The organism is Guyparkeria sp. SCN-R1 (assembly GCF_003932495.1).
Lineage (GTDB): Bacteria > Pseudomonadota > Gammaproteobacteria > Halothiobacillales > Halothiobacillaceae > Guyparkeria.
Genome location: NZ_QZMT01000031.1, coordinates 1 through 9,254 on the forward strand (window position 1 = coordinate 1; position 9,254 = coordinate 9,254).

General features: G+C 54.7%; 7 protein-coding genes and 1 pseudogene. All 8 read right to left on the bottom strand.

From position 1 onward, the window contains the following. Positions 1–39 precede the first annotated feature (39 nt). Positions 40–618, bottom strand: a complete 579-nt coding sequence (locus tag D5687_RS10795; protein WP_125199789.1) for a hypothetical protein — start codon at positions 616–618, stop codon at positions 40–42. Continuing rightward, complete coding sequence (locus D5687_RS10800) at positions 602–1,840, bottom strand: hypothetical protein (protein WP_125199790.1); 1,239 nt, start codon at positions 1,838–1,840, stop codon at positions 602–604. Before D5687_RS10800 ends, D5687_RS10795 begins: the two co-directional genes overlap by 17 nt. 19 nt (positions 1,841–1,859) lie before the next feature. After that, a complete protein-coding gene (locus tag D5687_RS10805) occupies positions 1,860–2,780 on the bottom strand; it encodes a hypothetical protein (protein WP_125199791.1) in 921 nt (306 codons plus the stop codon). Between the two features lie 282 nt (positions 2,781–3,062). After that, positions 3,063–4,412: a flippase gene (locus D5687_RS10810; RefSeq protein WP_240031491.1), complete on the bottom strand. Its 1,350-nt coding sequence runs from the start codon at positions 4,410–4,412 to the stop codon at positions 3,063–3,065. A 226-nt stretch (positions 4,413–4,638) separates the two neighbouring features. Next, positions 4,639–5,934, bottom strand: a complete 1,296-nt coding sequence (gene tviB / locus D5687_RS10815; RefSeq protein ID WP_125199792.1) for a Vi polysaccharide biosynthesis UDP-N-acetylglucosamine C-6 dehydrogenase TviB — start codon at positions 5,932–5,934, stop codon at positions 4,639–4,641. Positions 5,935–5,952: 18 nt separating this feature from the next. After that, positions 5,953–6,813 carry a Wzz/FepE/Etk N-terminal domain-containing protein gene (locus tag D5687_RS10820; RefSeq protein WP_158611869.1) on the bottom strand — a complete coding sequence of 287 codons (861 nt, stop codon included), beginning with the start codon at positions 6,811–6,813 and terminating at the stop codon, positions 5,953–5,955. Positions 6,814–6,841: 28 nt separating this feature from the next. Then, positions 6,842–8,695, bottom strand: a complete 1,854-nt coding sequence (gene glmS, locus D5687_RS10825; RefSeq protein WP_125199794.1) for a glutamine--fructose-6-phosphate transaminase (isomerizing) — start codon at positions 8,693–8,695, stop codon at positions 6,842–6,844. Positions 8,696–9,052: 357 nt separating this feature from the next. Further along, positions 9,053–9,187: pseudogene (locus D5687_RS11380) on the bottom strand (transposase); the annotation flags it as partial. Between the last annotated feature and the right edge of the window lie 67 nt (positions 9,188–9,254).

The following is a 9,254-nucleotide window of genomic DNA, read 5'->3' on the forward strand; positions in this document are numbered from 1 at the left end:
TGGTATCAGATTGATGGGGTGAAGGTGCCCCATCAACCATTAAATCCGTATACCCAAAAATTCAATATTTTTAGGACTCATAAGCCCAACACCATCAAAGCTTTTTACAGAGTGCGCCTCGACGCCGTACAACATCCTGCTCGCAAGCCCCTTTTTAACCTTGCCTATCTCCATATGATGGATTGGAAAAAAATCCCAAAGCAGCAAAAACCTGACGCGAACCTTTATGAGGGCTTTCGATAGATATAAAAAAGGCAAGAACAGCGAAGCTACGCTGCTTGTTAACAAAAGGTCATAACGCTTGATTTCAAAAGTACGTATTTTCAACAGCAGCCAAATATTACCCAAAACCACCTGGAGGACCTTAAGCGGCATAGACCGAGCGGTTACTGGATAAGTGAAAACCGTAAGCTTGTCGGTAACGCGCTCAACCGACCGGCTGTGCTCTCCAGACAAATCAAGAAACGCAACGGAAACACGGTGACCCTTATCAATTAGACTTAAAACCATGTCATCGAACAACCAAGCGCCACTAGGAACAAACGAAAATTTCTTTACCAACAATAGCACTGTCAGCACCGCGCACCCCACAAAAAATTCGTTAACAATTCGCCACACGTCGCCGTTTTCTAAAAATAAAAACAAGCAAAAGAAACAAGTAGCCCAAATATAAATCACCAGTCTTCGGAAGCTGCAAGTTCAACGGCATATAGAGTAAATTATAAAACCCATAAACAAACACCACCAAAGCAAGAATTTCTTGTGTTTCCCTGAATTCTCTATAAGACCACGACAAAAGGAAGAACGCAAAGAAGATAAAAAGAGGGATAACAGCAAGCGGAATATCATTCCCAAGCCAGACAAACCCCGTGCTCCATTGCCCCCTGGAAACCCAGCCGACATCATCAAGGCTCGAAACCAAGTTATCATCAAATTGCATATCAAACAATGCTGCGCCAAGGTACTGCAGACTTGGGGAGTGCCCCATACCCCACGAGTAATCGTAATCGGCATCGAAGGCTCGAGAAAGCCCATAATATCCCTGAGTTAAATACGAATACCCCATAACTGTCACAAACTGAGTCGCATCAGATCTATCCAATTCATAACAAATGTCCGTCCCTGAATAACAACGAGTTTCAACCTCTCCGAGACGATTGCTTTTTTTATAAGAGAACAAAGAAAAGACAACAACCAATACTAAAACAAAAATCGTAATATATTTGAAGTTAGTTAAGTTACGGAAAGGCACGAACAAAAAAAGCGGCCGCACGGCGATAAGAACCGCAATTGACCAAACAAAGACATCAAAAACCTCTTTATCAGTGCCGCGAAACACCGACATAAGAAAAAAAGCAAACACTATTAAAAAGAAATAAAATCCGTCTTTTCTAAATTTGAAAAACCTATATGCAAAATAAGGAAGCGCAAAAAGCACAAATGGCGCCACCAATATTTTGACAACCAGGAGCCACGCTCTGCCTTCTCTCCCCTCCTTTAGCTGGGACTGCATATTGCTATAAGCGGTTCCCGGCTCCAAAAACAGAGTCAAAATATTTGAGACATTGTTTCCCGTGTAGTTATAAACAACAGGTAGAAATAACGCCAGATAGCTTACGAGCCCAATAATTGCGTAGGAGCGATAATTTTGGAAATGTGAAGCTCCGACCCTTTTTCCTAATCCAAGATGATAACCGGAAGATGCCGCAAAGACAGATGCGAGAAAAAACATCCCCAACAAAACGCTATTACTTTCAGGGTAAACGATGATGACATTGGACTCATATGCCACATACGAAAAAACCCAAAGGCCAACCACTAATAACAGCGGCACGTACATGCTCAATCGACATAACCTATCACTGCACCACAACATATTTGACGTCGCCCGGGGTTTTTGGCAAAGAGTCCCGCTCAGATTCCACGTTCAGAGCGCGGCTGATCTCCTGGTCCTGTTTCTCATCCCGAGTTACCAATACTGGATCACCCACTTTAATCTGTGAGAAAATTGATGCGAGCCATCCATAATATATTCTAGGAATTCGCCTCAATACACTTTTCGTCCATCGCTGAGAGGATAGTTTTTCCAATAAACTAACGGAATTCGAATAGTAACTATCACCACGCACTTTTTTCTTGTTTTCTATTGATGCCACAATGTTTTGATCGGCTATGTTCTCCCCCAGAATATCCGTTGTTACTGAAGCCAGTCCGTTCTGTCTTTTACACAAACGGTCATAGGAAAAAACACCAAACTCATCTGGCTTAAAATTTACTGACAACTCCGTGGTCAATTTATCAAAATTAAATATTTGCGCCTGGTTGCTTTGCAGGACGAACATTGAATAACTCGGGAACGTACTGGATAGAAGCGCCTGACACTCCACATAAAATGAATAAGCCGCATCCACAGGATTTCTAAAAATTACCACGACCTCAATACCACCCAACCGTGGGTCTTTTCTTAAATCTGAAATTCGGGCTAACTTTTTTTGCCATGTGCATTTTGGTGTGTCAACCAATATCATTTCATCTGAAATTAGCACAACGTCACTCGGAGCCTTATCCAATTCACCCAGAAATTCACTCTTTAGCCTTTCATACTGCTTCCCCCCCCCTTCTAAAAACCGCATAAAAGCATGCCTTGCCTTGTCGCTCTCATTAGCCTCATAATGCTTGCCAAAATAAGTGGCTCTCACCAGTTTTGGAAAGCATTTTTTTTGGAGATAGGTTGTCCCAGTTTTTGGCAACCCCACATGAACAACTAGATTTTTTTTCATACCGTCACCACACTAATGCTTGGCGAGAAAAAGGATAATTTGCTCTGCACTTCTCCACTTTGGTCGCCACGTCGGGAACATCCAGTCCGGAAAAGTCAGTGTTTACCTAAAGGCAGAACAATTAAAATATCGAGTCGCGAGTCAAGAATAAATTTGATCTAAATGCAATTGGCGCTTGATAAGTGGAACAACAATATGACCAAAAACGCTGCCAACCAAATAATGACAATCCATATATCATGGCATTTTCCGAAAGCTTGCTTACGACGTCAGTTTATCCTCTCATCCAACTCGAAAAGCAGAACTCTCTATTGAGAGCCGCTTACGGACATAGTGGCGAAGGACTGCATTCCATAGAAAAAGCGACGTCGCAGTCGCAATAGCAGCGCCATTCATCCCGTACATGGGGACCAAGACGACGTTGAGCACCACATTGACTCCCATAGCTATCAACATGCCTCGCATCGTGTCTCGTTCGTGGCCGGTCATGTTCAGCAAGGCCCCCACCGACCCGAATGCCGCGTTGGCCAACTGCCCGAACGCCAAAATAACGAGGGCCGTCGCTCCCCCAGTGTATTCAGACCCGAATACGAGGCTAAGGAGATCCCCCCCAAAAAACAGAACTGTGAGAAACGGGATCAATGCCAGCGCCAGGATTGCTCTGGCGCTTGTGGTCACGAGACGCTGGAGAATTTTCTTGTTTCCTATTGCGTAAAGCCTTGCAAAATGTGGATGCAAAACCTGGCTAATCGCCTGCAACCCGAAAATTATCAGCAACGCAAATTGCGCAACCGCACGATAGATCCCGACCTCGTCATCCGGACGAAACAGTCCTAGGATAATCAAGTCTGCATAGCTATTTACGACATGCAGACCGCTTATCAGTGCAAGCGGAATTACCGCACTTCGCCACTCAGATGAGCGATAGACCGGCTCGGGGTTCGCGCGTAGTTCTTCGGGGCGCAAACGCCACAACAGCAATGTCGCTACAATCAGCGCTACGATGGCAGCAACCACATAAAGCAACATTGCCCGTTCCGCCGAGAACTCTGCCTTTGGCTGGACGAAAGCTAACCAACCCAAAAGCAAAAGCAGCAGGACCCCTGGTCGCACGATACTTTCCGGCAACTGCCCCAAGAGGACCTTACGCAAGCCCCGAACACAGGCCCCACCGACGTTGGTAAACGCCATGAGAGGAATCAGGACCAATCCTGCTAACAAGGTGTCGACGCGATTACTTTCACCAAACGAGTGTGTCCATAGCGTGAGCGTGGCCACCACCAAAAATGCGCCGCCTGAAAACAACAGCACCGCCACACTAGCCCATCGCCACAACCCACGCATTGCCCCACCATCGCCCGTGACCTGCGATCTGGCCGTCTCGCGGACGACGAGTTGCGGCACCCCAACCTGGGCGGGAATGGCCGTGAGCATTAGGATGGCCAGAGCGAACGAATAGATCCCATAGCGCTCGGGTCCCAACATGCGCGCCAACACAACTGCTACGGCAAATGCGAGCAGGGCGTTACCGGCTCTGATTACCAGGCTGCCGATCCCGCCACGCAGCAACTGGGCACGTAGCCCGTTGCCACGTAGTGTGCCGAATGCGCGTTGGATGGATGATCGAATCAAGGGAAGATACTGGTCATCATGGGGGCTATCGAATATTGGCCTGGAATCTAGTAGGAGTCTGTATCCGAGTGTTCTGGCTCATCCGGGCCGAGTGGGTCCTGTACTGCCTACCCCCTGCATCACGGCCCGCGTGAGAAACCGCTGAGCTTAGCGGTTAAAGGCGGTCCTTCGGGACGTTTTTTGTACGTAAGCGCCGTTTTGCCCGCAAAAGGTGAGTACTCAAATTTTACAATCGGCCGTCGCTTTCGTTGACCGCAAGCAGATACTTTATGTCGTACACGATGCCTCCCTCTCTGGCCAGGGCGCGGATGCCGCACGCACCCATGTTCCGGAAATCGTCGTGGGCGACAGCGATGATGACGGCATCGAAGCCGCCGGTCTGCGGCGCAGGGTCGAGCGTGATGCCGTATTCGTCCATGGCCTCGTCGGCGTCTGCCCACGGGTCGTGGATGTGCACGTCGACGTTGTATTGCTCCAGGTGGTGCACCACGTCCATCACGCGCGTATTGCGCAGATCCGGGCAGTTTTCCTTGAAGGTCAGGCCCAGGATCAGCACCTTGGAATCGACGACCTGCACGCGCTTTCGGGTCATCAACTGCACCACCTGCGCAGCGACGTATTCGCCCATGCCGTCGTTGGTGCGACGGCCGGCAAGGATCATCTCGGGGTTGTAGCCGATTTCCTGGGCCTTCTGGGTGAGGTAGTACGGATCGACACCGATACAGTGCCCACCGACCAGACCCGGCTTGAAGGGCAGGAAGTTCCACTTGGTAGCCGCAGCCTCGAGAACGGCTTGGGTGTCGACGCCCATTTTGTTGAACAGCATGGCAAGTTCGTTGACCAGCGCGATGTTCACGTCCCGCTGGGTGTTCTCGATCACCTTGGCGGCCTCGGCGACGCGGATGGCGGGGGCCAGGTGCGTGCCGGCCTTGATCACGCGACGGTAGAGGCCGTCGATGAACTCGCTCGCCTCGGGCGTGGAGCCGGAGGTCACCTTCATGATGTCCGCGACGCGGTGTTCCTTATCGCCCGGGTTGATGCGCTCGGGGCTGTAACCGGCGAAGAAGTCCCGGTTGAAGGTCAGGCCGCTGGTCCGTTCGAGCACCGGCACGCAGTCGTCCTCGGTAGCACCGGGGTAGACGGTGGACTCGTAGATGACCACGTCGTTCTTCTTCAGCACCTGCCCGACCGTCTTCGACGCGGAAATGAGCGGGCCCAGGTCAGGGCGCTTGTAGCGATCGATCGGAGTGGGGACGGTGACGATGAAGACATTGCAGTCGGCGATATCTTCCAGCCGGTCAGTGAAGGAGAGCTCTGTCGCCTCCGCCAACTCGTCCGGCTCGACTTCGCGGGTGTGGTCGATGCCCTCTTTAAGCTCGGAAATGCGCTTGGTGTTGATGTCGAAGCCGACAACGGGCTGGACGCGGCCGAAAGCCACGGCCAGCGGCAGGCCGACGTAGCCCAGGCCGATCATAGCGATGCGGATGTCTTTCGGGGCCTGGAAGGTAACGGTATTGGTCATGGAATGCTCTGTCTGTACTTATTCTTCTTCGTTATCGGTATTGCTTGACGCCTGATCCTGCAGGCGTTCACGCGCCGCGGCGATGAAGTTCGCCATCAGGGCGGCGAACAGGCCAGCAAACAGACCAAGAATCCCGCCCAGGGCCATGATCAACGGGTTGGAAATCCCCTCCAGTTCACGTTGCTGGCCAAGCTCGACCAGGCGGCCGCCATTAAGTGACGATTTCTGCAATTCGGCCGCCAGCAGGTCTGCCTTCACTTCCGAAATCTCGAGGGAAATGTCCGCGAGATCCCCGCCCGCCTGGGCCAGGGATTCCGCCAGCGATTCGGCGTTCGCAAGACGGGTTTCCAGCATCTCGATGCGACGCTCGATTTTCCCGCGCAGCTCCTCGATCTCGCCCTCGACCAGGCTCGCGATCCGGTCGGTGATCGATTCATGCAGCACCTCGACGCGTTTGGCCTCGGCCGCGGTGGCTTCCGTCTCGAGCACGACAAGCGCCGTGTCCTCGGGTTGATCGAGCGTGACCTCCAGCTCTCGGAATTCTTCCGGTGGGTTGGCCTTCTGGTCCTCCTTCAAGGACTTGGGAACGAACACCCGCTGGCTGACCTGCATCACCGCGCCGGGCTCGATGACGAAACGACCTTCCCCACTCTCATCAAAGGTCTTGGGAAGGCTGTAGATCGACGCGAATGAAGCGGGCTTTGCCGTCTCGCCCCGGGCGAATGCGAACACGGCGGCCAATGCGGTAATGACGACCGCGACAATCACCACGGTCCACTTGCGACGCCAAAGGGCAAGCGCCAGATCCACGAGGTCGATCTCGTCATCGAAACGGGGCGGATTAGGGGATGGCGCCTGATGGTGTTGGATTTCGTTCATCGATTCGTCCATTTCCTTGAATTAATGCCTATTCCACCGTGACCGACTTGGCCAGATTGCGCGGCTGGTCGACGTCCGTGCCTTTCAACACCGCGACGTGATAAGCGAGCAGCTGCAACGGGATGTTGAAAATGATCGGGGCGCTGATACGACCGACGTTCGACGTGACCGGCAGCACGTGCATGAAGTCGGCAGAATGCAGACCGGCGCGCTCATCGGCGAACACGAACAGCTCGGCCCCGCGTGCGGTCACTTCGGCGATGTTTGACTTCAGCTTGTCCAGAAGTTCGTTCTGCGGGGCGATGGTGACGACCGGCATGGTCTCGTCGATCAGGGCGAGCGGGCCATGCTTCAACTCACCTGCCGGGTAGGCTTCGGCGTGTATGTAGCTGATCTCCTTAAGCTTGAGCGCGCCTTCCATGGCGATCGGGTACATCGGCCCGCGCCCGAGAAACAGGGCATGCTCCTTGTCCACCAGCAGCTCGGCGAGCTCTCGCACTCGGTCGCCGTGATCCAGTGCGTCCTGGATGCGACCGGGCACCTTCTCTAGTCCGGCCACGATGCGCTTCTCCTCTTCCTCGCCCATGCGCCCGCTCGCGCGTCCGACCGCGAGCAGCAGCAGGGCGAGCGAGACGAGTTGCGTCGAGAACGCCTTGGTCGAGGCGACCGAGATCTCCGGACCGGCGCGGGTCATCAGCACAAGGTCGGATTCGCGTACGAGAGAGGATTCGGGCGCGTTACAGATCGCGAGCACTGGGCGCTTCGGATCCTCGCGCTTGAGCATGCGGATCGCGGCGAGCGTGTCGGCGGTCTCGCCGGACTGCGACAGGGCGACGATCAGCGTGTTGGGGCTTACTACCGGGTTGCGGTAGTGGAATTCGGAGGCCACCTCGACGGCGCAGGGCAAACGCAGGATGTCCTCGAACCAGTAGCGGGCCACCATGCCGGCGTGGTAACTGGTGCCGCAGGCGATGATCTGCACGCGTTCGACCGAGGCGAAGATCTCGTCGGCACCGACGCCGAACGCCGCCGGCAGGATATGGCCGTGGGCAATGCGCCCTTCGAGAGTGTCGGCAATGGCCTGCGGCTGCTCATGGATTTCCTTGAGCATGAAATGGCGAAAGCGGCCGCGATCGGCGCTTTCCGCCCGCTGGGCCGACTGGCGCACCGGGCGCTCGACGGGATTGCCCGCCGCATCGGTGATGGCCAGCCGCTTGCGGGTGATAACCGCCCGGTCGCCCTCTTCCAGGTAGATGAATGACTGGGTGACCGGCAGCAGCGCGAGGGCATCCGAGGCGGCGAAGTGTTCGCCGATACCGACACCGATGACCAGCGGACTGCCTTGGCGGGCGACGAACAGTGTCTCGGGGGCATCGGTGACGATCACCGCCAGCGCAAAAGCACCCTGCAGGCGATCCACGGCGGCATGGAAGGCCGCTTCCGGGGAGAGCCCGAGTTCAAGCTGGTGGTGGATGAGGTGGGCGATGACCTCGGTATCGGTATCCGAGGCAAAGGCACAGCCGCTATCGACCAGTTCGGCCTTCAATGCGGCGAAGTTCTCGATTATGCCGTTATGCACCACCGCCACCCGGCCGTGATCGCAATTGGGCGCGATATGCGGGTGCGCATTGCGCTCGACCGGCACGCCGTGGGTGGCCCAACGGGTATGGGCGATACCGAGCTGACCGGTGATGGGGGTAGCTTCAAGCTTCTCGGCAAGGGCAGCGACCTTACCCACGGCACGCGCCGAAGCCAGCCCCTGTTCCTCATCCAGCAATGCCACCCCGGCCGAGTCGTAGCCGCGGTATTCCAGGCGACGTAATCCTTCCAGGAGGATGGGCCCCACCTGCCGTTCGGCTACCGCTGCGACGATTCCGCACATGAATCCGCTTCCCATTTAACTCGGATTGAATAGCGCGGGATTGTATCTCAACGAGGCGGGGTTTAGGGGAATTGAGAAGGGAGCGAGAGTCTCGGGGTCACCATCCGCCCTCACGGGCGGATTGTCGGGCTGAAGCCCGACCCACAGGGTGTGGGGCCCTGTGTGGGTTGGACTTCAGTCCAACACTTGGTTGCAAGTGCGTGCGACTTCAGTCGCAAGGATCACGCTCAGCTCTTTCCAGCCGCCCCGGTGGGCGGATTGTCGGGCTGAAGCCCGACCTACAGGGGCCGGTTACTCACTTCTGGTAAGGACACCCTGTGGGTTGGACTTCAGTCCAACGTCGGCCTCTAGGCCGACTCACAGCCATATTGCATCCCAGTGCGGGTAGTCAGCGAGATGCTCAGTCAGGCCAGCGCGCAACGGATTGGCGACGATATAGCGCGCGACCGCAACGCGGTCTTCTTCCGATCTCAGCGCTCGATCACGGCATCCGCCCGCTGATCCGGTAGTGTCCAGTCAAGTGGTGTAAAAGCGAGATAGCCACCAAAGCCCTCGTCGC

Coding starts and splice junctions, on each gene's coding strand:
- D5687_RS10800 (WP_125199790.1), bottom strand. CDS start 1,840: ATGTACGTGCCGCTGTTATTAGTGGTTGGCCTTTGGGTTTTTTCGTAT.
- glmS (WP_125199794.1), bottom strand. CDS start 8,695: ATGTGCGGAATCGTCGCAGCGGTAGCCGAACGGCAGGTGGGGCCCATC.
- D5687_RS10805 (WP_125199791.1), bottom strand. CDS start 2,780: ATGAAAAAAAATCTAGTTGTTCATGTGGGGTTGCCAAAAACTGGGACA.
- D5687_RS10820 (WP_158611869.1), bottom strand. CDS start 6,813: ATGAACGAAATCCAACACCATCAGGCGCCATCCCCTAATCCGCCCCGT.
- tviB (WP_125199792.1), bottom strand. CDS start 5,934: ATGACCAATACCGTTACCTTCCAGGCCCCGAAAGACATCCGCATCGCT.